We start from the raw sequence: 25,496 nt of genomic DNA on the forward strand, positions 1-25,496 counted from the left end.
GTGTCCGAACCGGTGCGCATCACCGTCGCCACCGCCCGCCCCTACGACGTCGTCATCGGGCGCGGCCTGCTCGGCGAGCTCACCGCGCAGCTGGCCGACGCGTCCAAGATCGCGCTCATCCACCCGCCGACGCTGACCGCCACCGCCGAGGCCATCCGCGAGGAGCTGGTGGCGGCCGGCCTCGACGCGCACCGCGTGGAGATCCCGGACGCCGAGGACGGCAAGGCCCTGACCGTCGCGAGCTTCTGCTGGGAGGTGCTCGGCCGGATGGGGCTGGACCGGCGCGGCGTCGTGGTCGGTCTCGGCGGCGGCGCGGTCACCGACCTCGCCGGGTTCGTCGCGGGCACCTGGATGCGCGGCGTCCGGCTGGTCAACGTGCCGACCACGCTGCTGGGCATGGTCGACGCCGCCGTCGGCGGCAAGACCGGCATCAACACCGAGGCGGGCAAGAACCTCGTCGGGGTGTTCCACGAGCCGAGCGCGGTGTTCGTCGACCTGGCGACGCTGGAGACGCTGCCGCCGAACGAGCTGGTCGCCGGGATGGCCGAGGTCGTCAAGACCGGCTTCATCGCCGACCCGCGGATCCTCGAGCTGATCGAGGCCGACCCGGCGGCGGCCCTCGACGCGGCCGGGGACGTACTGGCCGAGCTGGTCCGCCGGTCCATCCAGGTCAAGGCCGACGTCGTGGCCGCCGACCTGCGCGAGTCCGACCTGCGCGAGATCCTCAACTACGGCCACACCCTCGGTCACGCGATCGAGCGCCGCGAACGGTACCGGTGGCGCCACGGCGCCGCGGTGAGCGTCGGCCTGGTGTTCGCCGCCGAGCTGGCGCGGCTGGCCGGGCGCCTCGACGACGCGACGGCGGAGCGGCACGCGGCCGTCCTGAAGCTGCTCGGCTTGCCGACGACGTACGACGCCGACGCCCTGTCGCAGTTGCTGGAAACCATGAAGGGCGACAAGAAAACCCGCTCCGGTGTGCTGCGGTTCGTCGTCCTCGACGGCCTCGGCAAACCCGGCCGGCTCGAAGGCCCGGACCCGTCGCTGCTCGCGGCGGCCTACTCGGCGATCGCCGCGGATGCCCCGAAGAGCGGCGGGAGTGTCCTGCTGTGAAGGCGTTCGTGTTCAACGGCCCCAACCTCGGGCGGCTCGGCAAGCGCGAGCCGTCGGTCTACGGCTCGACCACCCACGACGACCTCGCCGCGCTGTGCGTGAAAGCCGGTGAGGAGCTCGGGATCGAGGTCGAGGTCCGGCAGACCGACCACGAAGGCGAACTGGTCGGCTGGCTGCACGAAGCCGCCGACGGCGGCAATCCGGTGGTCCTCAACGCCGGCGCGTGGACGCACTACTCGATCGCGGTCCGCGACGCCGCGGCGCAGCTGTCCGCGCCGCTGATCGAGCTGCACATCTCGAACGTCCACAAGCGCGAGGAGTTCCGGCACCACAGCGTCCTGTCGGACATCGCGACAGCGGTGATCGCGGGCCTCGGCGTCGACGGTTACCCGCTGGCGTTGCGCTGGCTCGCCGCGCACCCGGCATGAGCCTGCCGACGCTGACCACGCCGCGGCTGACGCTGCGGCCGCTGGTCGAGGAAGACCGCGAGAGCGTCGTGAAGGTGTTCTCCGACCCGGAGATGAGCCGCTACTTCGCCGCGGACTTCTCCGACCCGGCCGCGGCGAGCGGGATGGTGGACCGCAGGCTGGCCTACGACGGCCCGGCCGGCCAGGGCCACTGGGTCATCGAGCGCGACGGCGAGGTGATCGGCGTCGCGCACCTGCGCCCGTCGTCCGAACTGCCGGGCGGGGTGCCGGAACTGGGCTACTACGTCACCGGCGCACACGCCGGGCAGGGCCTCGCGTCCGAGGCCGCCCGCGCGGTGCTGGACCACGGCCTCGACGGCCTCGGCCTGCCGGCGGTCTGGGCGCTGGTGCACGAGAACAACGCGGCGAGCCGGAAAGTGGCCGGGCGCCTGGGTTTCCTGGACGTCGGCAGCGGCGTCCACTACGGCGACCTCCACCGCGTACTGGTGGCGTTGCCCGCCACGCACGGGCGGCCGCACCACATCGAACTGTGGGTGCCGGACCTCGCCGCGGCCGAGCGGAGCTGGGGCTGGCTGCTGGGCGAACTCGGCTGGCGCGAGTTCCAGCGCTGGCCCGCCGGGGTCAGCTGGCGGCTCGGCGCCACGTACCTGGTGGTCGAGGCCTCGCCGGCGATGAGCGCGCCGGAGCACGAGCGCACCCGCCCCGGCCTGAACCACCTGGCCCTGCACGTGGACACCCGCCGGCAAGTCGACGACCTGGCCACCCGCTCGGCCGAGTACGGCTGGCGCCCGCTGTTCGCGGACCGCTACCCGCACGCCGGCGGCGACACCCACTACGCGGCGTACCTGGAGAACGACGCCGGTTTCGAGGTCGAGCTGGTCGCGATCGAAGGCCCGCCGGCCAAGGGGAAATGACCCCGGCCCGGCACCGGTGAGGGTCGCGCGACAGGGGACAACTCGCTGCCGATGCGTCGGCTCGGGCAGCTCAGGTCACGTTCGAGGGCCATTGGCGGAGCGTTGTGACTCGGCGGGGGTCAGGTGTTCCGGCCGGGAACGTGACTGCCGATGATCACCTGCTGACGCCACTGGCCGGCCGTCGTGAGTCGGCCGCGCGAGGTGTTCTTGCCGGGAACGTGACTGGCGATGGTCGCTGGCCGGGTCCGCTGGCCAGGCGTCGTGAGTCGGTCGAGGGAGGTCTCCTTGCAGCGAACATGACAGTCGACGATCGCAGACTGAGGCCGTTGACCGAGCGTCGTGATTGGCCGCGCGAGGTGTTCCTGCGGGACGTGACGGTCGCCAGTCGAGGGCCGGGTCGGCTGAGCCAGGTCTGCTTGCCGGGACGTGCCAGTCGACGATCGTCCGCCGAGCGTCGCCGCCCGAGTGTTGTGAGTCGGCCCAGCCGGGTGTCGACGGTCAGTGGCCGGGACCGCCGTTCAGGCGTCGTGACCGGGGCGGATCAGGGGACCGGCCGCGAACCGGTGATCGAAAACCGCTGGCCAAAGCCTTGTGACAGGCGCGGGTCAAGCGTCAACCGATCGCGATCGGGGGACCCTCGAAGGGGAGCGTCCTCACCCGTGTGGGGTGGGTCTCGCTACACTTCGGCGTCGTGAGCCCGTTTCGTCGTGGGGGTCGGCGACCCGCTCGTGCCCTCCTCGCCGGCGTGCTGGCCGGGCTCCTGCTCGCGGGCTGTACCGAGGGTTACGCCCAGCCTCAAGCCGCCGGGGACAAACCCGCCATCGCGGGGGGCCAGACCACCGCACCGGCCCGGCCCACCGATGTCAAGCTCGCTTCGGGTGACCCACGACAGAGTGGCGGTGTGATCGCCGCCGGGGGCGCGGACGCCGTCTACAACTACGGGCCGACCGTGATGCTCGACCGCGGGCAGACCCGGATGTGGTGGTGCAGCCAGTACGGCGGCGCCGGCCCGCCCGGGGACGACATCCTCTACGCCCAGGCGCAGTCCATGGACGGCCCGTTCACCGGGCCCGGCGGCGGGATCCCGGCCGCCGTCTTCTCCGGCGCTCCCGGGAACTTCGACGGCACGCACACCTGCGACCCGTCGGTGCTGCGCGTCGGCTCGACGTACTACCTGTACTACACCGGCGCGGCGGGCGACCACGCGCTCGGCAACGCCGTCGGGCTCGCGACCAGCCCCGACGGCGTCCACTGGACCCGCGCGGCCGGTGGGAAACCGATCCTCGGGCCGTCGCACGACGTGCACCGCGCCAACGTCTACGGCGCCGGCCAGCCCTCGGCCGTGTACCTCGACGGCTGGTTCTACCTGATGTTCACCGACACCACCGGCCGCGCGGCGGGCTGGAACGGCGCCGGGCAGTTCGTGCTCCGCTCGCATGACCCGGCGTTCGCGACCGGGGTGCAGGCGCTCGACGTCGGGGGGTTCGTGCCGGTGGCGTCGACCGCCACGCCGCGCACACGCTCGGTGGTCGACGGTTTCAGCGCGGACCTGATGTGGGTCGGCGCGCTCGACGCGTGGGTCATCGCGCACGAGACCGACGACGGGACCACGCTCACCTTCTGGACGGCCGACTTCGCCGAGCACCCGTTCCAGCCGGCCGTGATCGCCGGGCCGTGGAAGGAAGGGCCGGGCCTGGTGCGCCGCGCCGACGGCCACGCACCGCTGTCGACGGCCGACCCGTGCGACCGGGTGCCGTTCGACGTCGTGCGCGCCACCGCGATCGGCGGGGCGGCCGCGCCGACCGGCCTGCGGCACTTCGGGCTCGACCTGCTCGGCAGCCAGGCCTGCGGCAACCCCGGCCGGGTGGCCGCCACCTTCGACGGCGTCACGATGCCCTCCCCGGAACGGACGATGGACCTGGTCCGGGCCGGGAAACGGGTGCGGGTCGACCGGCGGGTGGTGGCGCTGTCCCTGGCCGGCGAGCTGCTGGACAAGGCACCGCCCGCGGTGGCGGTCCTGCCGGTCTCGGCGCGGCTGAAGCCGGGCGTGGACGCGGTGCAGACGCCGGGCCGCGGGTTCGCGCTGGTGCTCGACGACCACCGCCTGTGGCGAATCCCGGACGGCGGCGTGGCCTTGAACAACGGCTCACCACCGCACACGGTCACGACCGGCCAGTGGGACGGCTACGCGCCGGGCCCCTCACTCGGCGGCTGAATACGTCGGCCTGAGCACCGGCTCACGACCGCATACGGTCACAACCGTCCACCGGAATGGCTATTCGCCTGGCTCTCGCCCGGTGGGTGAACGCGCCGCTCATCACCGCTCAGAGTCATGGCCGTGCGGTGGGACGGCTAGGTGCGGGCCCTCGCTCGGCGGCTGAACACGCCCGGCCAGCGCCCCAACGCCACGTTGGGTGCGTTGGACGCACCCAACGCCACATTGGGGCGTTTGGGCGCTGCTTGAGGAAGTACGGGCTCGTGACTGCCCAGCGGCACGACAGCCGAAGGGCAGCTACGCGCCGGGCCCCTCACTAGGCGGCTGAACACGCCCGCCCGGAGCACTGCCGGACTGCGGACGGCCGAGCCGAGCCCGGCCGGGCCGAGGCCGCCCGGCCTGAGGACCGGCGGATTCGGCAGCGCCGGCCCGAACAGCGCCGGCCTGGGCGCTCGCGGACTCTGCCGCGCCGGACGGAGCGCCGGCGGACTCTGCCGCGCCGGACGGAGCGCCGGCGGACTCTGCCGCGCCGGACGGAGCGTCGGCGGGCTCGGCGGGCTCGGCGGAACCGGGCCGAGGACGGCCGGGCCGGGGCCGAGGGGTCGGGGTTTCGGCGGGTTCGGCGGATGCGGGCTGCGCACGGCCGGGCCGCGGGCGGCGGCCGGATCGAGCGCCGACGGGGTCCGTCCGGACACGGCGGGAGCCCGCGGCACCGGACTCGACCGAGTCGGCGTCGGCGTCGGCGTCATCGGGCTGCTCGCGGCCGCCGATGCGGCCGCCCACGAACAACCCCAGGCCCGCCGGGATCAGCACCAGCAGCGCCGAGAAGGCGGCGCCGCCCGTGAGCGCGCCGCCCAGTTCCGAGACGCCCGTCTGGTCGACGAACACCGCGCGTCCGATGACGTACAGGATCCCGGCGACCGGGCCGGCGATCAGGGCCGCGATGAACCAGACCTTGCCGCGCTCGGGCAGGCCGCGCCAGGCGTCCAGCGCGCTCCACAGCGCGGCGGCTCCGACCAGTACGGCGAGCGCCACCGAGATGACCAGCGTCTGGTCGGTGGGGTGGTAGACCGCGTACTTGGCGAGGAGGGTGATGGCCGCGCCGTGCAGCACCGCCATCCCGAGTCCGCGCAACACCCAGGCACTCATCCTGCGGATTCTAGGCCGCCTACTGGCGAGTCGCTTAGCGGCTGGCGCCGGAACCGACGAAGGTCCCACCCCGCCCCCACTAGGGTGGGGAAGTGCCTGAAACCCATGGACGCCGCCGCGCGGCGCTGCGGGACTCGCTCACCGACGCGGGCCTCGACGCGCTGCTGGTCACCGACCTGCTGAACATCCGCTACCTGACCGGCTTCACCGGCTCGAACGCCGCCGTGCTGCTGCACGCGGACGGGGACGGGAAGACCCTGTTCTGCACCGACGGCCGCTACACCACGCAGGCCGCCGCCGAGGTGCCCGACCTGGAGACGGTCGTCGACCGGGCGAGCGCCGCCGCGCTCGTCAAGGGCGTCGCGAAGGACTGGAAGGTCGGTTTCGAGAGCCAGCACGTGAGCGTCGAGGAGTACGAAGCCTTCCGGAAGCAGGCGGAACTCGTCCGGGCCCCCGGGCTGGTCGAGAAGCTGCGGCTGGTGAAGGACGACGCCGAGGTCGAGGCGCTGCGGCAGGCGTGCGCCGCGGCCGACCGGGCGCTCGACGACCTGGTGGCCACCGGCGGCTTGCGGCCCGGGCGGACCGAGCTGGAAGTGGCCCGTGACCTGGAGAACCGGATGCTGGAGCACGGCTCGGCCGGGCCGAGCTTCGCCTCGATCGTGGCCACCGGCGCGCACTCGGCCATCCCGCACCACCGGCCCACGCACGCCGAGCTGAAGCGCGGCGACTTCCTCAAGCTGGACTTCGGCGCCACCGTCGACGGCTACCACTCGGACATGACGCGCACCTTCGTCCTCGGCGAGCCCGCGGACTGGCAGCGGGAGGTGTACGACCTCGTGCGCACCGCGCAGGCGGCGGGCACCCGGGCCGTCGCGCCGGGCGCCGAGGTGTCCGAAGTGGACGCCGCGGCGCGGAAGGTGATCGCGGGGGCGGGCCACGGCGAGCACTTCGCGCACGGCCTCGGCCACGGCGTCGGCCTGCAGATCCACGAGGCGCCCAGCCTCGCCGCGACGGGCGTCGGTACACTGTCCGCCGGTATGGCGGTCACCGTCGAGCCCGGCGTCTACCTCGCGGGGCGCGGTGGCGTGCGCATCGAGGACACGCTCGTCGTGCGGGCTGGGGAACCCGAACTCCTCACCCTGAGCACCAAGAACCTCGTGGTCGTCTGACGGCGGCCCCGAACCGAAGATCGACCCGAAGATCGACACAGGAGACTGCAAGCTCGTGGCCACGACCAACGACCTGAAGAACGGGCTCGTCCTCAACCTCGAGGGCCAGCTGTGGACCGTCACCGCGTTCCAGCACGTGAAGCCGGGCAAGGGCGGTGCGTTCGTGCGCACGACGCTCAAGCACGTGCTCACCGGCAAGGTGGTCGACAAGACGTTCAACGCGGGCACGAAGGTCGAGACGGCCACGGTGGACCGCCGGAACATGACCTACCTGTACAAGGACGCCCAGGACTTCGTGTTCATGGACGCCGACACCTACGACCAGATCACCGTGCTGGCCGAGACCGTCGGCGACAACGCGAACTACCTGCTGGAGAACACCGAGGTGCAGGTCGCGGTGCACGAGGGCGTGCCGCTCTACATCGAGCTCCCGACCTCGGTGGAGCTGCTCGTGCAGCACACCGACCCGGGCCTGCAGGGCGACCGCTCCACCGGCGGCACCAAACCGGCGACGCTGGAGACCGGCGCGGAGATCCAGGTCCCGCTGTTCCTGTCCACCGGCGAGAAGATCAAGGTCGACACCCGCGACGGCCGTTACCTGGGCCGCGTCTCCAGCTGATGCCGACGTCGAAGCCCCACCCGAACCGCGGCGGCGCGATCAGCCGCAGGCAAGCGCGCCGCCGTGCCGTGGAGATGTTGTACGAGGCCGCGCAGCGCGACACCGATCCGGTGACGCTGCTGGCCGACCGCGTCGGCGCGACCGAGGTCGACCCGATCGGGGACTACACGATCAGCCTGGTCGAGGGCGTCACCACGCGCCGCGGGCAGATCGACGAGCTGCTGGCCGAGCACGCGCAGGGCTGGACCCTGGAGCGGATGCCGAAGGTCGACCTCGCGGTGCTGCGGGTCGGGGTCTACGAGCTGCTGTGGGCGCAGGACGTGCCGGACCCGGTCGCGATCGACGAGGCCGTCGGCCTGGCGAAGGAACTGTCCACGGACGACTCGCCGCGGTTCGTCAACGGCGTGCTGGGCCGGATCGGCACGATCGCCGACCGCCTGCGCGCCGTGCTGTAGCGATCATCCCGGCGGCGCGTCCGCCTCTGTGCTGCGAGCCCCCCGACGACTTGTCAGTGAGCGTCTCCGGTGCCCCACCGGGAACGCTCACTGCGTCGGCGCAGCACACCTGTGATCAGTCCTCCTTGGCCGGACGGGCCTCCGGCGGGAGCACGCCCCAGTCGATGAGCTGCTCGGTCAGTTCGCCCGGCGTCATGTCGTAGATGATCGCCAGCGACCGCAGGTCCTCGGTCCGGATCGAGAGCACCTTGCCGTTGTAGTCGCCGCGCTGGCTCTGGATGGTCGCGGCGTAGCGGGCCAGCGGCCCCACCTTCTCCGCCGGCAGCTGCTGCAGGCGCTCCAGGTTGATCACGATCTTGGTGGCGGGCTCGGCACCGGAGGGGACTCGGCCCTCGGGCAGCAGCTCGACCACCGGCACGCCGTAGAAGTCGGCCAGCTCGGCCAGCTTCTGCACGGTGACGGCACGGTCGCCACGCTCGTACGAGCCGACCACGACGGCCTTCCAGCGCCCACCGGACTTCTGCTCGACCCCGTGCAGGGACAGGCCCTGCTGCTGGCGGATCCCGCGGAGCTTGGCCCCGAGCGCCTTGGCGTAATCGCCCATCTGGTCGTTCTCCGTTCTTCACCCCCTCCCGGTCGGGGTGACCGGTCCAGGGGACTCTGAGAGTCGAATACTCAGAGTAATGGTTACGCATTGTTGTCACCAGGTCAAGCAGCAGCTTGTCGCGAATCACGCCACACCACCCGTAAGACTGACCAAAGTGCCTGCTACTGTCGGTGCGAAAGCCCCGACCAGCAGGGGAACAGACGTCCTTTAAGGACCCGTCCGGTGAGGCGGGGAAGGAGTCCGCAGTGTCGTCACGTCCTCGTGACGCGGCTGGTTCGGCCGGGGAGCGCGAGCTCCTGACGGCCGGCGACGTCGCGCGCACGATCGCCCGAATGGCCCATCAGGTCATCGAAAAGACCGCGAACGGTGCGGAGAGCACTACCCCGCCCGTGTTGCTGGGGATCCCCACCCGCGGCACGCCCCTCGCGGCCCGCCTCGCCGGCAAGATCGGCGAGTTCTCCGGCGTCCGCCCGCCGACCGGCGCTCTCGACGTCACCCTCTACCGGGACGACCTGCGCCGCCGCCCGCCCCGCGCGCTCGAACAGACGCAGCTGCCGCCGGACGGGATCGACGACCGGGTGGTGATCCTGGTCGACGACGTCCTGTTCTCCGGGCGCACGATCCGGGCCGCGCTCGATGCCCTCCGTGATCATGGCCGCCCCCGCTCGGTGCAACTGGCGGTGCTCGTCGACCGAGGTCACCGTGAGCTGCCGATCCGCGCCGACTACGTGGGCAAGAACGTGCCGACCGCTCGCACCGAAGGCGTATCCGTGCTGCTGGCGGAGATCGACGGCCGCGATTCCGTGCTGCTCCGCGCGACCGAAGACGTCCCTGGAGAAGATTCGTGAAGCACCTGCTCGCCACCGACGGGCTCGACCCGGCAGTGGCCACCGCCGTGCTGGACACCGCCGACGAGCTCAAGCACACCCTGCTCGGCCGCGAGGTCAAGAAGCTGCCGACGCTGCGCGGCCGCACGGTGATCACCCTGTTCTACGAGAACTCGACGCGCACCCGGGTGTCGTTCGAGATCGCCGGGAAGTGGATGAGCGCCGACGTGATCAACGTCTCGGCGTCCAGCTCCTCGGTCAACAAGGGGGAATCCCTGCGGGACACCGCGCTGACGCTGGCCGCCGCGGGCGCCGACTGCGTGATCGTCCGGCACCCCGCCAGCGGCGCCGCCCAGCGGCTCGCGGGCTGGCTCGCCGAGCCGGGCACGTCGGTGGTCAACGCCGGCGACGGCACCCACGAGCACCCGACCCAGGCGCTGCTCGACGCGGCGACGCTGCGGGAGCGGCTCGGGTCCTTGAAGGACCGTCGCATCGCGATCGTCGGTGACGTCCTGCACAGCCGCGTCGCCCGCTCGAACCTGCACCTGCTTTCGGCCCTGGGCGCGGAAGTGGTGCTCGTCGCGCCGCCGACGTTGCTGCCTTACGGAGTGGAAAGCCTGCCGGTGACCGTTTCCCACGACCTGGACGCCGAGCTGCCCGCGGTCGACGCGGTGATGATGCTGCGGGTCCAGGCGGAACGCATGCACGGCGGGTTTTTCCCTTCCGCACGCGAGTATTCGATCGCGTACGGCCTTTCGGAACGGCGCCAGAAGCTGCTGCCCGACCACGCGGTCGTGCTGCACCCCGGCCCGATGCTGCGCGGGATGGAGATCGCGAGCGCGGTCGCCGACTCCCCGGCTTCGGCCATCACCGAACAGGTCCGCAACGGCGTGCACGTCCGGATGGCGGTCCTCTACCACCTCTTGGCCAGTGAAGGAGCCGCCGCGTGAGCGAGCCTGCGAGCGAACCATTCGGCACAGCGCTTTGTGCTCAGCAGGCGCCGAGCGTCAGCGAGGTGCGCGCATGAGCACCCTGATCAAGGGCGCCCGCCCTTACGGCGAGGGTGATCCCGTCGACGTCCTGGTGGAGGACGGCGTGATCACCGCCATCGGCGCGGTGGACGTCCCCGAAGACGCCGAAATCATCGAAGCCGTGGGCCAGGTTCTGCTGCCGGGCTTCGTCGACCTCCACACCCACCTGCGCGAGCCCGGCCGCGAAGACACCGAAACGATCGACTCCGGCTCGGCCGCGGCGGCGCTCGGCGGCTACACCGCCGTGTTCGCCATGGCCAACACCGATCCGGTCGCCGACAACGCCGTCATCGTCGAGCACGTGTGGCGGCGCGGGCAGGAGGTCGGCCTGGTCGACGTCCACCCGGTCGGCGCCGTCACCGTCGGGCTCAAGGGCGAACGGCTCGCCGAACTCGGCACGATGGCCGCGTCGCAGGCGCGGGTCAAGGTGTTCTCCGACGACGGCCTCTGCGTCGCCGACCCGCTGCTGATGCGCCGCGCGCTGGAGTACTCGACCGCGCTGGACGTCGTCATCGCGCAGCACGCCGAGGAACCGCGGCTGACCGTCGGCGCCCAGGCGCACGAGGGCGAACAGGCCGCGCGGCTCGGTTACACCGGCTGGCCCGCCGCGGCGGAGGAGTCCATCGTGGCGCGCGACTGCCTGCTCGCGCTGCACGCGAACGCCCGGCTGCACGTCTGCCACGTGTCCACTTCGGGCACCGCGGACGTGCTGCGCTGGGCCAAGGACCGCGGCACCAAGGTGTCGGCCGAGGTCACGCCGCACCACCTGCTGCTCACCGACGAGCGCCTGGCGACCTACGACCCGGTCAACAAGGTGAACCCGCCGCTGCGGACCCCATCCGACACCGAGAAGCTGCGGGCCGCACTGGCGGAGGGCGTCATCGACTGCGTCGCCACCGACCACGCCCCGCACGCGGTGCAGGACAAGGACACCGAGTGGGCGGCCGCGCGGCCGGGCATGCTCGGGCTGCAGACGGCGCTGTCCATCGTGGCCGAGACGATGGTCCGCACCGGGCTGCTCGACTGGCGCGGCGTCGCCCGCGTGCTGAGCGAGCGCCCGGCCGAGATCGGGAACCTGGCCGACCACGGCCGGCCGATCGCGGTGGGCGAGCCGGCGAACCTGGCCCTGGTCGACCCGGACGCCGAGTGGACGGTCCGGGGTGCCGAGCTGGCCAGCATCGCGGCCAACACCCCGTACGAGGGAATGCGGCTGCCCGGCGTGGTGACCGCGACGCTGCTGCGCGGGCGGATCACCGCCCGGGACGGGAAGATCTGCTGATGGAACGCCTGTGGCTGGTGCTGGCGATCGTCGCCTTCTTCCTGCTCTGCCTGTGGGGCATGTACCTCGGCTGGCGCCGCAAGGCGCGCTCGCAGAGCGTGCGGGTGCCGCCGTTCGAGCGGATCCCCGGTGACCCGGGCGAGGTCCTGCTCGAGTCCACCGGCGTCTACATCGCGACGACGATCGCGGGGGAGTGGCAGAACCGGGTCGTCACCCGCGGCGCCGGCCTGCGCTCCGGCGCGGTCTGGCGCCTGTACGAAAGCGGCGTCGCGGTCGAACGCGGCGGCGCCCCCGATTTCTGGATCCCGCGCGACGCCGTCACCGGGGTCCGGCAGGACTCGAAGATCGCCGGGAAGGTGATGGGCACCGACGCCCTGCTGGTGCTCACCTGGCGCGCCGGCGAGACCGAGCTCGACACCGGCTTCCGCGGCGACGAGCTCGACGACTATCCACACTGGATCGAACAGCTGAAGATCAAGGGAGGTGCCCAGTGAACGCGCGCGCTCAAGCCGCACTGGTGCTCGAAGACGGCCGGGTGTTCCGCGGCGCGGCGTACGGCGCGCGGGGGCGGAGCCTCGGCGAGGCGGTCTTCTGCACCGGCATGACCGGCTACCAGGAGACGCTGACCGACCCGTCCTACCACGGGCAGATCGTGGTGCAGACCGCGCCGCAGATCGGCAACACCGGCTGGAACGACGAGGACGACGAGTCGTCGAGGATCTGGGTCAACGGCTACGTGGTGCGCGACCCCGCGCGCACGCCGTCCAACTGGCGCTCGAAGCGCACCCTGGACGACGAGCTGGTGAACCAGGGGATCGTCGGCATCGCCGAGGTCGACACCCGCTCGCTGACGCGGCACCTGCGTGAGCTCGGCGCGATGCGCGCCGGCGTCTTCTCCGGTGACGCGCTGGGCACGGTCGAGGAGATGGTCGCCGAGGTCCTCGCGAGCCCGCAGATGGCGGGCGCCGACCTGGCCGGCCAGGTCTCGACGCCGAAGCCGTACGTCGTCTCGCCTGCCGGTGAGGCGCGCTTCCGCGTGGTCGCGCTGGACCTGGGCATCAAGTCCAACACGCCGCGGCAGATGGTCAAGCGGGGCATCGAGGTGCACGTGCTGCCCTCTTCCGCATCGCTGGAGGAGGTCCTGGCGATCGAGCCGGACGGTGTGTTCCTCTCCAACGGCCCGGGCGACCCGGCCACCACGGTGCACGCCACCGAGCTGACCAAGCAGGTCCTCGGCCGCGAGATCCCGCTGTTCGGCATCTGCTTCGGCAACCAGGTCCTGGGCCGCGCGCTCGGCCTGAGCACGTACAAGATGCGCTACGGCCACCGCGGCATCAACATCCCGGTGATCGACGTCGTGACCAAGCGCGTCGCGATCACCGCGCAGAACCACGGCTTCGCCCTCGAAGGCGAGCCGGGCCAGCGCTTCGAGTCGCCCTTCGGCGCGGCTCAGGTCAGCCACTACTGCGCGAACGACGGCGCGGTCGAAGGCCTGCGGGCGTTCGACGTGCCGGCGTTTTCGGTGCAGTACCACCCCGAGGCGGCGGCCGGCCCGCACGACGCCGCGCCCCTGTTCGACGATTTCGTTTCGCTCATGGAGAAGCGGTCGTGACGCTGACGACCGGCATCGAGCGGCTCCGGATCCGGAACTACCGGGTGCTCCGGGACATCGAGCTGGACGGCCTGACGCCGGTGACGGCGCTGCTGGGGCCGAACGGCAGCGGCAAGTCCACGGTCTTCGACGCGCTGGACTTTCTCGCCGACTCACTTCGCGGTGGGCTCCGCACAGTGTGGGAGGAGCGCGGGGGTGCGGCCGACATCGTCACTCATGGCGCGGCCGGTCCCGTCGAGATCGAACTGACCTGCCGCATCGAGGACGCGGTGGGCAGGTACCGGCTCGTCATCGAGCACGACGATGACGTGCCGGTGGTGGCCGAAGAGAAGCTGACTTGGCAGCCAGAGGGTGCCGAGGCTCCTTACGACCTCCTGCACTTCCGGCGCGGAGCGGGCGGAGTCGCCCGTGCCAGCGCGTGGGAACTAATTGAGCTGTCCGGCTCCGACCTACTCGGCGTGGGTGTGGTCAGCCAGCTCGCCAGAGACGCTGAAATCCGTAGGTTCCACCGATTCATGACCGGAATTGACCTCTCGGATCTGAGTCTCGACTCGATGCGCAAAGGCGCGAAAGACGACAAAACATCCAGGCTGAAGCCGGATGGCCAGAACCTCGGCGCCGTCGTCCGGCACCTCCGCGACGGGTCCCCCCGCGAGTGGGAGGGCATCCAGGCTTCGCTGCGGAGGTATGTGCCGGGCTTCGATGACATCGCGCCCCTGCGGCAGGGCGACGGAGCTTGGACCGTCCTCCTGCGCGAGCAGGGTTCGGACGAGCTCATCGCCCCGGAGAACATCTCCGACGGAACGCTGCAACTGCTCGGCTATCTGGTCGCGCTCCAGAGCGATGCCTCAGTGCTGCTGGTCGAGGAGCCGGAGAAGCAGGTTCATCCGAGACTGCACTATCGGCTCGCCGAGGATATGCGAGGTATGGAAGCCGCCGGCCAGGTCATGGTTGCCACTCACGCTCCTGAGTTCGTCGACGCTCTGCGGCCCGATGAGGTCTGGATGCTTTTCCGTGACGAATCCGGCTTCGCCCGGGCCCGGCGAGCGGCGGACATCCCTCAGCTGATGGCCATGGTCGACAGCGGGGGCCTGCTGGGGAGTCTCTGGACCGAGGGGTTCTTCGGCCTCGGTGATCCCCTCGACCGGCCCGGGCGGCCCCGGTGATCCACGTCGAGATCCTGGTGGAGGAGCCTTCGGCGGAAGCAGCGTTGAAGACGCTGGTTCCGAAGATCGTCGGTGAGGACGTGTCCTTCGCCGTCCGGCGCTTCCAGGGCAAGCAGGATCTGCTGAAGCGGCTGCCGGGAATTCTGCGAGGTTTCGCGGCCCGGATCTCGTGGGAATCGCTTCGGGTCGTCGTGGTCATCGACCGGGACGCCCAGGACTGCCGGGAACTCAAGCGCCACCTGGTCGGGGTGAGTGAGGAAGCGGGACTTCCGTCCGAGTTCGTCCTGCACCGCGTGGTGATCGACGAGCTGGAGTCCTGGTTTCTCGGGGATGTCCCGGCCTTGTGCGCGGCATATGACAAGGTTCCGAAGGATCTGGACAAACGAGCGCGCTATCGCGATCCCGACGGCACCGGCAAGGCGTCGCGCGCGCTGGAGGACCTCCTGCGGTCCAAGGGATATTTCCGGGACCGCTTGCCGAAAGTGGCGGCGGCTGAGGCCATCGCGCCCCACATGGACATCGAGAACAACCGATCCAAGAGCTTTCAGGTCTTCCGCGACGGTCTGCGGCGCCTGGTGAAAGAAGGAAACTGATGCCGAAGAGGACGGACATCCAGCACGTGCTGGTGATCGGCTCCGGGCCGATCGTGATCGGGCAGGCCGCGGAGTTCGACTACTCCGGTACCCAGGCCTGCCGGGTGCTGCGCAGCGAAGGCCTGCGCGTGTCCCTGGTGAACTCGAACCCGGCCACCATCATGACCGATCCCGAGTTCGCCGACGCGACCTACATCGAGCCGGTGACGCCGGACTTCGTCGAGAAGGTCATCGCCGTCGAACGGCCGGACGCGATCCTCGCGACCCTCGGCGGGCAGACGGCGCTCAACTGCGCCGTCGCGCTGCACGAGCGCGGGGTGCTGGCCAAGTACGGCGTCGAGCTGATCGGTGCCGACATCGACGCGATCCAGCGCGGTGAGGACCGGCAGAAGTTCAAGAACATCGTCGCCGAGGTCGGTGCCGAGACCCCGCGAAGCCGCGTCTGCAACACCATGGACGAGGTCCGGGACACGGTAAAAGAGCTCGGCCTGCCGGTCGTCATCCGGCCGTCGTTCACCATGGGCGGGCTCGGGTCCGGCATGGCGCACACGCCCGAGGACCTGGAACGGCTCGCCTCCACCGGCCTCGACGAGTCGCCGGTCACCGAGGTGCTCATCGAGGAGAGCGTGCTCGGCTGGAAGGAGTACGAGCTCGAGCTGATGCGCGACCGCAGCGACAACGTCGTGGTCGTCTGCTCGATCGAAAACGTCGACGCGATGGGCGTGCACACCGGCGACTCGGTCACCGTCGCGCCGACCATGACCCTCACCGACCGCGAGTACCAGGTGATGCGCGACGTCGGCATCGACGTGCTGCGCGCGGTCGGCGTCGACACCGGCGGCTGCAACATCCAGTTCGCGATCAACCCGGAGGACGGCCGGATGGTCGTCATCGAGATGAACCCGCGGGTGTCGCGCAGTTCCGCGCTGGCGTCGAAGGCGACCGGCTTCCCGATCGCGAAGATCGCCGCGAAGCTCGCCATCGGCTACACGCTCGACGAGATCACCAACGACATCACCAAGGCGACCCCGGCGGCGTTCGAGCCCACGCTGGACTACGTCGTCGTCAAGATCCCGCGGTTCGCCTTCGAGAAGTTCCCGGGCGCCGACCCGACGCTGACCACGACGATGAAGAGCGTCGGCGAGGCGATGTCGTTCGGCCGCAGCTTCCCCGAGGCCCTCGGCAAGGCGATGCGGTCGATCGAGACCAAGGCCACCGGGTTCTGGACGCTGCCCGACCCCGAGGGCGTCACGCTGGAGTCCACTTTGGACGCCCTGCGCACGCCGCACGAAGGCCGGCTCTACGAAGTGGAACGCGCGCTGCGCCTGGGCGGCACCGTCGCGCAGGTGCACGAGGCCTCCGGCATCGACCCGTGGTTCATCGACCAGATCGCGCTCATCGGCGAAGTGGGCGCCGAGGTCCGCGACGCGCCCGTGCTGGACGGCGACCTGCTGCGCCGCGCCAAGCGCACCGGCCTGGCCGACCGCCAGATCGCCGCGCTGCGCCCGGAACTGGCCGGCGAGGACGGCGTCCGCGCGCTGCGCCACCGGCTCGGCGTGCGGCCGGTGTTCAAGACCGTCGACACCTGCGCGGCCGAGTTCGCGGCGAACACGCCGTACCACTACTCGGCCTACGAGTCCGACCCCGACGCGCAGACCGAAGTCGCGCCGCAGACCGAGAAGCCGAAGGTGCTCATCCTCGGCTCCGGCCCGAACCGGATCGGCCAGGGCATCGAGTTCGACTACTCCTGCGTCCACGCGGCGATCGCGTTGCGGGAGGCCGGGTTCGAGGCCGTCATGGTCAACTGCAACCCGGAAACCGTGTCCACCGACTACGACACCTCGGACCGGCTGTACTTCGAGCCGCTGTCGTTCGAGGACGTCCTCGAGGTGGTGCACGCCGAGCAGGCGTCCGGCACCGTCGCGGGCGTCATCGTCCAGCTCGGCGGCCAGACCCCGCTCGGCCTGGCCAAGCGGCTCGCGGACGCCGGGGTGCCGGTGGTCGGGACGCCGCCGGAGGCGATCCACCTGGCCGAGGACCGCGGCGCGTTCGGCGAGGTGCTGAGCGAGGCGGGGCTGCCCGCGCCGCGCTACGGCACCGCGACGTCCTTCGAAGGCGCGAAGCGGATCGCCGACGAGATCGGCTACCCGGTGCTGGTGCGGCCGTCGTACGTGCTCGGCGGGCGCGGCATGGAGATCGTCTACGACGAGCAGACCCTCTCCGGCTACATCAGCCGCGCCACCGAGATCAACCCCGAGCACCCGGTGCTCGTGGACCGGTTCCTCGACGACGCCATCGAGATCGACGTCGACGCGCTGTTCGACGGCGAGGAGCTCTACCTCGGCGGCGTCATGGAGCACATCGAGGAGGCCGGGATCCACTCCGGCGACTCCTCCTGCGCGCTGCCGCCGATCACGCTCGGCCACACCGACCTCGAGGCCGTCCGCCGCTCCACCGAGGCGATCGCGCGCGGTGTCGGCGTCCGCGGGCTGCTGAACGTCCAGTACGCGCTCAAGGACGACGTCCTCTACGTCCTGGAGGCCAACCCGCGCGCGTCGCGGACGGTGCCGTTCGTCTCGAAGGCCACGGCGGTGCCGCTGGCCAAGGCCGCCGCGCTGATCATGACCGGCTCGACGATCAAGGACCTGCGCGGCAGCGGCGTGCTCCCGGCCGAGGGTGACGGCGGGCGGATGCCGGCCGACTCGCCGGTCGCGGTGAAGGAGGCCGTGCTGCCCTTCCACCGCTTCCGCACGCCCGAAGGCCACGGCGTCGACTCGCTGCTGGGCCCGGAGATGAAGTCCACCGGCGAGGTGATGGGCGTCGACGTCTCCTTCGGCAAGGCGTTCGCCAAGTCGCAGAGCGCGGCCTACGGTTCGCTGCCGACGTCCGGGCGCGTGTTCGTCTCGGTCGCCAACCGCGACAAGCGCTCGCTGGTGTTCCCGGTGAAGCGCCTGGCGGACCTCGGGTTCGAGATCCTCGCGACGTCCGGGACCGCGGAAGTGCTGCGGCGCAACGGAGTCGGCTGCACCGTGGTGCGCAAGCACTACGAGGGCTCCAGCGAGACCGAGCCGAACATCGTCGACCTCATCCTCGCGGGCGGCGTCGAGATGGTGATCAACACGCCCTACGGCAACAGCGGCCCGCGGATCGATGGCTACGAGATCCGCACCGCCGCGGTGTCACGCGACATCCCGTGCGTGACGACCGTGCAGGGCGCCGCGGCGGCCGTGCACGGCATCGAGGCGCTGATCCGGGGCGACATCGGCGTCAAGTCCCTGCAGGAGCTGCAGGCGGCGCTGAAGGCGAAGTCGTGAGCGCCCAGGAGCGGTTCGGGGCGCGGCTGGCGAAGGCCGTCGCCGCCCGGGGCCCGTTGTGCGCCGGGATCGACCCGCACCCGAGCCTCATCGAGGCCTGGGGGCTCCCGGTGGACGCCTCGGGCCTGGAACGGTTCTCGCTGTCGGCCACGGAGGTCCTGGCGGCGCACACGGCGATCGTGAAGCCGCAGTCGGCGTTCTTCGAAAGTTTCGGCGCCGCGGGTGTCCGGGTGCTGGAACGGGTGGTGGAAACCGCGCGCGAAGCCGGCGCGCTGGTGCTGCTGGACGTCAAGCGCGGCGACATCGGCTCCACGATGGCCGCCTACACGGCCGCGTACGTGGCCGACGGCGCGGCCATCGCGGCGGACGCGATCACCGTTTCGCCGTACCTCGGGTTCGGCTCTTTGGCCCAATGCGCGGAGACGGCGGTGTCCGCGGGACGCGGCGTCTTCGTGCTTGCGCGGACTTCGAACCCCGAAGCGGCGGCCGTGCAGAACGCGCTGCTGCCCGACGGACGCACCGTGGCGCAGGGAATCGTCGATTCCGCGGCGGCGTTCAACGACGGAGTGGGGCCGTTCGGCGATGTGGGTGTCGTCGTCGGCGCGACCGTTTCGCCGGGGGAACTCGATCTTTCGCGGCTGAACGGACCCGTGCTGGCGCCCGGTTTCGGGGCCCAGGGCGCCACTGTGGCCGATTTGCGTGCTCTTTTCGGTCCGGGACTGCACGGAGTGCTGCCCGCGTCGTCTCGCGATCTCTTACGGCACGGACCGGAGCAAGCCGCTTTGCGCCAAGCGGTCGAACGTGTCGCCGAAGTGCTCGCCGACCCGCAGGAAAACGGCCAATAGCAGGCCCCGGAAGCGAGTCCCACCAGCCACCCCCGCATTGTGGCCGGTGCTCACGGGTGGGTACCGTCGCGTCACCCACCCAGATTTGAGAACTACCGGAGGAAAACGTGGCACTTCCCCAGCTGACAGAGGAACAGCGTGCTGCGGCGCTGGAGAAGGCCGCCGCTGCTCGCAAGATCCGTGCTGAGCTGAAGGAGCGGCTGAAGCGGGGCGGTACCACTCTGGTCGACGTGCTGAAGCAGGCCGAGGAGAACGAAGTCCTCGGCAAGATGAAGGTTTCGGCTCTGCTCGAGGCCCTTCCGGGCGTCGGCAAGGTCCGCGCTCAGCAGACCATGGAACGACTGGAGATCGCCCCCAGCCGTCGTCTCCGCGGCCTCGGCGACCGGCAGCGCAAGGCGCTGCTGGCCGAGTTCAGCGGCGAGTGAGCGGCGTCGGTCAGGACAACCCGGCGAGCCGGGGCGCCGACCGCGGCAGTGAGCCGGTGACGGGGGATCTCTCCCGGCACCGGCTCACGGTCGTATCGGGGCCGTCCGGTGTCGGGAAGTCGAGCGTGGTGGGCGAACTGCGGAAGCTGGAGCCCGACATCTACTTCAGCGTCTCGGTCACCACGCGCAAGCCTCGCCCCGGCGAGATCGACGGGGCGCACTACCACTTCGTCGATCGCGTCGAATTCGACGCGATGGTCGCCGACGGCCGGCTGCTGGAATGGGCCGAGTTCGCGGGCAACTGCTACGGCACCCCGCGCGAGCCCGTCGAGAAGGCCCTCGCCGACGGCCGGCCGGCGATCCTGGAGATCGAACTCCAGGGCGCCCGTCAGGTCCGCGTGGCGATGCCGGAGGCCCGGCTCGTGATGCTGATGCCGCCGTCGTGGGAGGAACTGGTCGGCCGGCTCACCGGGCGCGGCACCGAGAGCGAGGCCGCGGTGCAGACCCGGCTGGCGGAAGCGGAGCGTGAGCTGGCCGCCGCCGGGGAGTTCGACGAGCGCCTCGTCAACGCCGACGTGCGTGAGGCCGCTGAGCACTTGCTAAGCTTGATTACCGGCGAGCAGTTTGCCGCCGGTAGCCCAACGGATTCGGAGCACCACGAGTGACGACTCAGGCGACCCTGCACGAAGAGCTCGAGGGCATCACCAACCCGCCGATCGACGACCTCCTCGAGAAGGTCAGCTCGAAGTACGCGCTGGTGATCTACTCGGCCAAGCGTGCCCGCCAGATCAACGACTACTACGCCCAGCTGGGCGAGGGCCTGCTCGAGTACGTCGGCCCGCTCGTCGAGCCGGGCCCGCGCGAGAAGCCGCTCTCGATCGCGCTGCGCGAGATCCACGGTGGCCTGCTCGAGCACACCGAGGGTGAGTAAACCCCGCGTCGTCCTGGGCGTAGGCGGCGGCATCGCCGCCTACAAGGCCTGTGAGGTCCTGCGAGGGCTGACCGAATCCGGTCACGACGTCCGCGTGGTGCCCACCGAAGCCGCGCTGAACTTCGTCGGCGCGGCCACCTTCGAAGCCCTCTCCGGGCACCCGGTGCACACCGGCGTGTTCACCGAGGTGCCCGAGGTGCAGCACGTCCGCGTCGGCAAGGAGGCCGACCTCGTTATCGTCGTCCCGGCCACCGCGAACCTGCTCGCGAAGGCCGCCCACGGCATCGCGGACGACCTGCTGACGAACACCCTGCTCACCGCCCGGTGCCCGATCGCCTTCTTCCCGGCGATGCACACGGAGATGTGGGAGCACCCCGCCACCCGCGACAACGTCGCGCTGCTGCGGTCCCGCGGCCTGGTGGTCGCCGAGCCGGACTCGGGCCGGTTGACCGGCGTCGACACCGGCAAGGGCCGGCTGGCGAACCCCGCCGAGATCGTCGACCTCGCCCGGTTGCTGCTGGCCAAGCCCGGCGCCCTGCCCCGCGACCTCGAAGGCGTCCGCGTCGTCGTCTCAGCCGGTGGGACGCGTGAGCCGCTCGACCCGGTCCGCTACCTGGGCAACCGCTCGTCCGGCAAGCAGGGCTACGCGCTGGCCCGCGTCGCCGCCCAGCGCGGCGCCGAGGTCACCCTGGTCGCGGCCCACACGGTCGCCCTGCCGGACCCGGCGGGCAGCACCGTGAAGCACGTGTCGACCGCCGAGGAGATGCGGGTCGCGGTGCACGAGGCGGCCGCTTCGGCCGACGTCGTCGTGATGGCCGCCGCCGTGGCCGACTTCCGGCCGGCGAACCGCGCCGAGGTCAAGATCAAGAAGTCCGACGACCAGCCGGATCCGGTCATCACCCTCGACCGCAACGCCGACATCCTCGCCGAGCTGGTGCGGCACCGGCGGGCCGGTCAGGTCGTCGTCGGGTTCGCCGCCGAGACCGGCGACGAGCACGGCAGCGTCCTCGACCACGCCCGCGTGAAGCTCAAGCGCAAGGGCGCCGACCTGTTGATGGTCAACGCCGTCGGCGACGGCAAGGCGTTCGGCACCGAGGACAATTCGGGCTGGCTACTGGCCGCCGACGGCACGGAAATCCCTATACCTCTGGCGCGGAAAGCCGAGCTGGCGTCCACCCTGTGGGACGCTGTGGTGAGCTTCATGAAGCATTGACTGTCCCCCGAGCGATAGTCAGTACGCTTGCACAGGTAAGGGGTGCCTAAGTTTCGGGGCATCCGACGACAAGGTGAGGAAGTGACGGCCACCGTGACCGCGTCTAGCAGCAGATTGTTCACCTCGGAGTCGGTGACCGAAGGGCACCCCGACAAGATTTGCGACGCCATCAGCGACTCGATCCTCGACGGTCTGCTGTCGAAGGACCCCCGCAGCCGCGTCGCGGTCGAGACCCTGATCACCACCGGCCAGGTCCACGTCGCCGGTGAGGTGACCACCGAGGCCTACGCCGACATCCCGACGATCGTGCGGGACGTGATCCTGCGGATCGGCTACGACTCCTCGGCGAAGGGGTTCGACGGCAACTCGTGCGGTGTCAACGTCGCGATCGGGTCGCAGTCGGCCGACATCGCCCAGGGCGTCGACACCGCGTACGAGTCCCGCGTCGAGTCGGACGAGGACGAGATCAACCGCCAGGGTGCGGGTGACCAGGGCCTGATGTTCGGTTACGCGTGCTCCGACACCCCGGAGCTGATGCCCTTGCCGATCGCGTTGGCACACCGCCTTTCCCGTCGCCTGACGGCGGTGCGGAAGGACGGCGTCCTGCCCTACCTGCGTCCCGACGGAAAGACCCAGGTCACCATCGAGTACGCCGGTGACCAGCCGGTGCGCCTCGACACGGTCGTGGTCTCGTCGCAGCACGCGGACGGGATCGACCTAGACAAGATGCTCAGCGTCGACGTCAAGGAGCACGTCGTCGGCCCGGAGCTCGCAGACCTGGGCATCGACACCTCGAGTGCGCGGCTGCTGGTCAACCCGACCGGCCGGTTCGTGATCGGTGGTCCGATGGGTGACGCGGGCCTGACCGGCCGCAAGATCATCGTCGACACCTACGGCGGTATGGCCCGTCACGGTGGTGGCGCGTTCTCGGGCAAGGACCCGTCGAAGGTCGACCGTTCCGCGGCGTATGCGATGCGGTGGGTGGCGAAGAACGTCGTCGCCGCTGGGCTGGCGACGCGGACTGAGGTGCAGGTCGCGTACGCGATCGGCAAGGCGGCGCCGGTGGGCTTGTTCGTGGAGACGTTCGGGACGGAGACGGTGGATCCGTCGAAGATCCAGCAGGCCATCACCGAGGTGTTCGACCTGCGTCCGGCGGCGATCATCCGTGACCTGGACCTGCTGCGCCCGATCTACGCGCCGACCGCCGCGTACGGCCACTTCGGCCGTCCGGAACTGGACCTGCCGTGGGAGAGCACCGCCCGCGCCGCGGACCTGAAGTCGGCCGCGGGAGCCTGATCCGCCCGGTCCGTGAAGGCCACCTTGAGGGACTCTATGTCCCTGAAGGTGGCCTTCACGGCGTTCTGGCGTCGGGGCTGTCGGGTCCTGTCGGAGGGTTCTGGTAGAGATCTCGGGGTGAGCAGTTCCGAGCCCGCCGCCCTCTGGGAGCTTCCCGAGGAGCCGCCGCCCGCCGCCGCGAAAGCCGCGGTGCCGTCGCGTGCCCGGAAGAAGCCGTCCAAGGCACCGAAGCCGGGGGAGAAGGCGAAGGGCGCCCAGCAGCCCGCGCCCGAGCGGTCCGTGGCGCGGATCGTCGTCGACATCCCGCTGGCGCACCTCGACCGTACCTTCGACTACCGCGTGCCCGAGAAGCTGCACGAAACCGCGGTGCCGGGCTGCCGGGTCCGCGTCCGGTTCGCCGGGCAGCTGGTCGACGGCTACCTCGTCGAACGCGCCGAGACGACCGACTACGGCAGCAAACTGGCCTTCCTCGACCGCGTCACCTCCGCCGAACCGGTGCTGACGCCGTCGTTGCACGCCCTCTGCCGCGCGGTGGCCGACCGCTACGGCGGCACCCTCTCGGACGTCCTGCGGCTCGCGATCCCGCCGCGGCACGCGAAGGTCGAGAGCGAGCCGCCTGCCGTCACGGCGGAGTTCCCGGAGGTGCCCGACAGCACGGCCTGGGCGCGCTACCAGCGCGGCCCGGCGTTCCTGGAGGCGTTGGCCGAGGGGAGGCCCGCGAACGCCGTCTGGCAGGCCCTGCCGGGCGAGGACTGGCCGCGCCGGCTGGCCGAGGCCGCGGCGACCGCCGCCGCGGCCGGGCACGGCGCCGTGCTGGTCGTGCCGGACCACCGAGACCTGACGCGGGTGCACGAAGCGTGCGCCGCGCTCGTGGGGGAGAACGGCGTCGTCGCCCTGATCGCCGGGCTCGGCCCCGCCGAGCGCTACCGGCGCTGGCTCGCGGTGCTGCGCGGCGCGGTCCGGGTGGTGGTCGGCACCCGGGCGGCGATGTTCGCGCCGGTCGCCGAGCCGGGCCTGTTCGTGGTCTGGGACGACGGCGACGACCTGCACCTGGACCAGCACGCGCCGTACCCGCACGTCCGCGACGTGCTGATGGACCGCGCGCACACGGCGAAGGCGTCCCTGCTGGTCGGCGGCTTCGCCCGGACGGCCGAGGCCCAGCTGCTCGTCGAGTCGGGCTGGGCGGCCCCGGTCCTGGCGGACCGCGCGGAACTGCGCGCGGCGGCCCCCCGCGTCACCCCAGTCGGCGAGGACTTCGACGTCGCCCGCGACGAAGCCGCCCGCGTCGCCCGCCTCCCGGCGGTGGCGTTCGAAGCGGCGCGCCAGGCGTTCGCGGCGGGCGCCCCGACCCTGATCCAGGTCCCGCGACGCGGCTACGTGCCGGGCTTGGCGTGCGGAAACTGCCGCACCCCGGCGCATTGCCGCCGCTGCGCCGGCCCGCTGGCGCTGCCCGGCGGCTCGATCGACGGCCGGCCGAAACCGCCGGGGTGCCGGTGGTGCGGCGTCCCGGAAACAGCGTTCCGCTGCCCGGCGTGCGGCTCGGTCCGCCTGCGAGCGGTGATCGTCGGCGCGAAGCGGACGGCGGAGGAGCTGGGCCGCGCGTTCCCGGGCATCCCGGTCCGCACGTCCGGCGCGTCGGAGGTGCTCGCATCGGTACCGGGCAAACCCGCGCTGGTGGTCTGCACGCCAGGAGCGGAACCGGTGGCCGAAGGCGGCTACGGCGCGGCATTGCTGCTGGACGGCTGGGCCTTGCTGGGCCGCCAGGACCTGCGAGCGGGCGAGGAAACACTGCGCCGCTGGATGGCCGCGGCGGCCCTGGTCCGCCCCGGCTCGTCGGGTGGCCGGGTGATCGTCGGAGCCGAGGCGGGAATGGCGGTGGTCCAGGCCCTGGTCCGCTGGGACCCGGCGTGGCACGCGTCGCAGGAGCTGGCCGAGCGCCGAGAACTGGGCTTCCCCCCGGCAATGCGGATGGCGAGCGTCGAGGGCACGCCGGACGCGGTAGCGGGCGTTCTGGACGACCTGCCGTTGCCGCCATCCGGAGAGGTCCTGGGCCCGGTCCCGCTGGGCGAGCTGGACGAGGAGGGCAACGCGGAGAGAGAACGCGCCCTGGTCCGGGTTTCCCGCAGCGAAGGAAAAGCGCTGGCAGCAGCAATCCACGCAGCGGCGGCCCGGCGTGACGCCCGGAAGGCCACGGAACCGATCCGCATCCAACTGGACCCGATGGAACTCATTTAGCGAGGGAGGCCACGGCGAGCATCCTTTGTAACAGGCTGAACGACCGCCGCGATTGGGTTGTAG

The 25,496-nt window shown here is 71.2% G+C and carries 24 protein-coding genes; 22 read left to right on the forward strand and 2 right to left on the reverse strand.

Going from position 1 to position 25,496, the window contains the following annotated elements; genetic code table 11:
* From aroB to OHS18_RS45430, 4 genes are all read left to right on the forward strand, one after another.
* Window positions 1–1,110, forward strand: coding sequence for a 3-dehydroquinate synthase (gene aroB / locus OHS18_RS45415; RefSeq protein WP_328614964.1), 1,110 nt, complete (start codon window positions 1–3; stop codon window positions 1,108–1,110).
* Window positions 1,107–1,538, forward strand: coding sequence for a type II 3-dehydroquinate dehydratase (gene aroQ, locus OHS18_RS45420; protein WP_247049129.1), 432 nt, complete (start codon window positions 1,107–1,109; stop codon window positions 1,536–1,538). The genes aroB and aroQ overlap by 4 nt, the downstream gene beginning before the upstream one ends.
* Window positions 1,535–2,452 carry a GNAT family N-acetyltransferase gene (locus OHS18_RS45425; RefSeq protein WP_328458517.1) on the forward strand — a complete coding sequence of 306 codons (918 nt, stop codon included), beginning with the start codon at window positions 1,535–1,537 and terminating at the stop codon, window positions 2,450–2,452. The genes aroQ and OHS18_RS45425 overlap by 4 nt, the downstream gene beginning before the upstream one ends.
* 901 nt (window positions 2,453–3,353) lie before the next feature.
* Window positions 3,354–4,667, forward strand: coding sequence for a beta-xylosidase (locus OHS18_RS45430; RefSeq protein WP_328614965.1), 1,314 nt, complete (start codon window positions 3,354–3,356; stop codon window positions 4,665–4,667).
* Window positions 4,668–4,964: 297 nt separating this feature from the next.
* On the opposite strand, the gene OHS18_RS48680 is transcribed toward OHS18_RS45430, so the two are convergent.
* On the reverse strand, window positions 4,965–5,816 hold the full coding sequence (locus OHS18_RS48680; RefSeq protein ID WP_442875316.1) for a B-4DMT family transporter: 852 nt from the start codon (window positions 5,814–5,816) through the stop codon (window positions 4,965–4,967).
* A gap of 92 nt (window positions 5,817–5,908) precedes the next feature.
* Between OHS18_RS48680 and OHS18_RS45440 the strand changes: the two genes are divergently transcribed.
* The 3 genes from OHS18_RS45440 to nusB are packed head-to-tail and all read left to right on the forward strand — an operon-like array spanning window position 5,909 to window position 8,059.
* Window positions 5,909–6,985 (forward strand): M24 family metallopeptidase, encoded by a 1,077-nt coding sequence (locus OHS18_RS45440; protein ID WP_328458515.1) that lies wholly within the window; start codon window positions 5,909–5,911, stop codon window positions 6,983–6,985.
* 55 nt (window positions 6,986–7,040) lie between these two features.
* The gene (efp, locus tag OHS18_RS45445) at window positions 7,041–7,604 is read left to right on the forward strand and encodes an elongation factor P (protein ID WP_328458514.1); all 564 of its coding nucleotides are present in this window, start codon (window positions 7,041–7,043) and stop codon (window positions 7,602–7,604) included.
* On the forward strand, window positions 7,604–8,059 hold the full coding sequence (gene nusB, locus OHS18_RS45450) for a transcription antitermination factor NusB (RefSeq protein ID WP_328458513.1): 456 nt from the start codon (window positions 7,604–7,606) through the stop codon (window positions 8,057–8,059). Before efp ends, nusB begins: the two co-directional genes overlap by 1 nt.
* 115 nt (window positions 8,060–8,174) lie before the next feature.
* Here the strand turns inward: nusB and bldD are convergent, their stop codons facing one another.
* The gene (gene bldD / locus OHS18_RS45455; protein WP_020422358.1) at window positions 8,175–8,663 is read right to left on the reverse strand and encodes a transcriptional regulator BldD; all 489 of its coding nucleotides are present in this window, start codon (window positions 8,661–8,663) and stop codon (window positions 8,175–8,177) included.
* A 248-nt stretch (window positions 8,664–8,911) separates the two neighbouring features.
* Here bldD and pyrR point away from each other — a divergent pair, with 248 nt between their 5' ends.
* From pyrR to OHS18_RS45530, 15 genes are all read left to right on the forward strand, one after another.
* A complete protein-coding gene (gene pyrR, locus OHS18_RS45460) occupies window positions 8,912–9,514 on the forward strand; it encodes a bifunctional pyr operon transcriptional regulator/uracil phosphoribosyltransferase PyrR (protein WP_328458512.1) in 603 nt (200 codons plus the stop codon).
* Window positions 9,511–10,443 (forward strand): aspartate carbamoyltransferase catalytic subunit, encoded by a 933-nt coding sequence (locus OHS18_RS45465; RefSeq protein WP_328458511.1) that lies wholly within the window; start codon window positions 9,511–9,513, stop codon window positions 10,441–10,443. The genes pyrR and OHS18_RS45465 overlap by 4 nt, the downstream gene beginning before the upstream one ends.
* A 73-nt stretch (window positions 10,444–10,516) precedes the next feature.
* Entirely contained in the window at window positions 10,517–11,803 is a 1,287-nt protein-coding gene (locus tag OHS18_RS45470; protein ID WP_328614966.1) for a dihydroorotase, read from the forward strand.
* A complete protein-coding gene (locus OHS18_RS45475; protein ID WP_328458509.1) occupies window positions 11,803–12,297 on the forward strand; it encodes a PH-like domain-containing protein in 495 nt (164 codons plus the stop codon). Before OHS18_RS45470 ends, OHS18_RS45475 begins: the two co-directional genes overlap by 1 nt.
* Window positions 12,294–13,415, forward strand: coding sequence for a glutamine-hydrolyzing carbamoyl-phosphate synthase small subunit (carA, locus tag OHS18_RS45480; protein WP_328614967.1), 1,122 nt, complete (start codon window positions 12,294–12,296; stop codon window positions 13,413–13,415). Before OHS18_RS45475 ends, carA begins: the two co-directional genes overlap by 4 nt.
* Entirely contained in the window at window positions 13,412–14,581 is a 1,170-nt protein-coding gene (locus tag OHS18_RS45485) for an AAA family ATPase (protein ID WP_328614968.1), read from the forward strand. Before carA ends, OHS18_RS45485 begins: the two co-directional genes overlap by 4 nt.
* Window positions 14,578–15,174 (forward strand): DUF4276 family protein, encoded by a 597-nt coding sequence (locus OHS18_RS45490; protein WP_328614969.1) that lies wholly within the window; start codon window positions 14,578–14,580, stop codon window positions 15,172–15,174. The genes OHS18_RS45485 and OHS18_RS45490 overlap by 4 nt, the downstream gene beginning before the upstream one ends.
* Window positions 15,174–18,488 (forward strand): carbamoyl-phosphate synthase large subunit, encoded by a 3,315-nt coding sequence (gene carB, locus OHS18_RS45495; protein ID WP_328614970.1) that lies wholly within the window; start codon window positions 15,174–15,176, stop codon window positions 18,486–18,488. Before OHS18_RS45490 ends, carB begins: the two co-directional genes overlap by 1 nt.
* Window positions 18,485–19,333: an orotidine-5'-phosphate decarboxylase gene (gene pyrF, locus OHS18_RS45500; RefSeq protein WP_328614971.1), complete on the forward strand. Its 849-nt coding sequence runs from the start codon at window positions 18,485–18,487 to the stop codon at window positions 19,331–19,333. Before carB ends, pyrF begins: the two co-directional genes overlap by 4 nt.
* Window positions 19,334–19,440: 107 nt before the next feature.
* The gene (gene mihF, locus OHS18_RS45505) at window positions 19,441–19,758 is read left to right on the forward strand and encodes an integration host factor, actinobacterial type (RefSeq protein ID WP_013224622.1); all 318 of its coding nucleotides are present in this window, start codon (window positions 19,441–19,443) and stop codon (window positions 19,756–19,758) included.
* Window positions 19,755–20,423: a guanylate kinase gene (gene gmk, locus OHS18_RS45510; RefSeq protein WP_442875317.1), complete on the forward strand. Its 669-nt coding sequence runs from the start codon at window positions 19,755–19,757 to the stop codon at window positions 20,421–20,423. The genes mihF and gmk overlap by 4 nt, the downstream gene beginning before the upstream one ends.
* On the forward strand, window positions 20,420–20,689 hold the full coding sequence (rpoZ, locus tag OHS18_RS45515; protein ID WP_005152353.1) for a DNA-directed RNA polymerase subunit omega: 270 nt from the start codon (window positions 20,420–20,422) through the stop codon (window positions 20,687–20,689). Before gmk ends, rpoZ begins: the two co-directional genes overlap by 4 nt.
* The gene (coaBC, locus tag OHS18_RS45520) at window positions 20,682–21,902 is read left to right on the forward strand and encodes a bifunctional phosphopantothenoylcysteine decarboxylase/phosphopantothenate--cysteine ligase CoaBC (RefSeq protein WP_328614972.1); all 1,221 of its coding nucleotides are present in this window, start codon (window positions 20,682–20,684) and stop codon (window positions 21,900–21,902) included. Before rpoZ ends, coaBC begins: the two co-directional genes overlap by 8 nt.
* A 93-nt stretch (window positions 21,903–21,995) precedes the next feature.
* Window positions 21,996–23,198 carry a methionine adenosyltransferase gene (gene metK, locus OHS18_RS45525; RefSeq protein ID WP_328614973.1) on the forward strand — a complete coding sequence of 401 codons (1,203 nt, stop codon included), beginning with the start codon at window positions 21,996–21,998 and terminating at the stop codon, window positions 23,196–23,198.
* Between the two features lie 117 nt (window positions 23,199–23,315).
* Window positions 23,316–25,433, forward strand: a complete 2,118-nt coding sequence (locus OHS18_RS45530; RefSeq protein ID WP_328614974.1) for a primosomal protein N' — start codon at window positions 23,316–23,318, stop codon at window positions 25,431–25,433.
* Window positions 25,434–25,496 lie beyond the last annotated feature (63 nt).

The sequence above is a fragment of the Amycolatopsis sp. NBC_00355 genome, assembly GCF_036104975.1.
Lineage (GTDB): Bacteria > Actinomycetota > Actinomycetes > Mycobacteriales > Pseudonocardiaceae > Amycolatopsis.